This window comes from Leucobacter sp. OLIS6 (assembly GCF_002752355.1).
Taxonomy (GTDB): Bacteria; Actinomycetota; Actinomycetes; order Actinomycetales; family Microbacteriaceae; genus Leucobacter.
In genome coordinates, this window is sequence record NZ_MRAV01000022.1 from 1 (window position 1) to 883 (window position 883).

Annotated in this window: 1 protein-coding gene; it reads left to right on the plus strand. The window is 68.2% G+C overall.

What is annotated here, in order from left to right; genetic code table 11:
- On the plus strand, positions 1-882 hold an 882-nt coding region (locus BMH31_RS15275), incomplete at its 5' end, for a cell wall-binding repeat-containing protein (protein WP_199081210.1).
- Between the last annotated feature and the right edge of the window lies 1 nt (position 883).

Here is an 883-nt window from a genome sequence, read left to right on the forward strand (position 1 = left end):
GCGAACCGGTACGAGACCGCAGTGAAGGTGTCCAAGGACTCCTACCCGCGCGGAGCGAAGAGTGTCGTGATCGCCCGGAGTGATCTCGCCCCCGACGCCCTGTCCGCGGCCCCGTTCGCCGTCAAGCAGAACGCGCCCGTGCTCCTCACCCCGCCCACCAGCCTGGTGAAGGAGACCAAGGCCGAGATCAAACGCCTCAAGCCCTCGACCGTGTACATCGCCGGCGGCACCGGCGCCATCAGTGCCGCGGTTGAGGCCGAGATCCGGAAGATGGGTGTCAAAACGATCCGCATGGCCGGGAGCGACCGGTACGCCACGTCGGTGAAGATCGCGCAGACGGGCTGGAAGAACGGCTCCGAGAAAGCGTTCGTCGCGACCGGCCGGGACTACCCCGACGCCCTGTCCGCAGGGTCCGCCGCGGGCGCGACCGGGGTGCCCGTGATCCTCGTCGATGGTGTGCAGAAGAACCTGAACGCGGCCGCGAAGTCGACCCTCGCGAAGTACGGCACGAAACACCTGTACATCGCCGGCGGGAACGGGGCGGTCAGCACCGGGATCGAGTCGACCATGCGGAGTGTTGGGAAGACCGTGGAGCGGTTCGCCGGCGCGACCCGGTATGAGACGTCGGCCGCGATCGCGAAGCAGTGGCACACGAAGGGCGGGCTCGTGTACCTCGCCACGGGTGTGGATTTCCCCGACGCGCTCGCGGGGTCCGCGGTCGCGGGCGCGCAGGATGCGCCGATCATGCTCACGATGAAGAACTGTGTGCCGAAGCCGGTGAAGGACACCATCACGGGCACGATCAAGCCCCAGGCCGGGGTCGTGCTCGGCGGCACGGGCGTGATCAGCGACCGGGTGCTGAACACCCAGCCGAGCTGCTAAC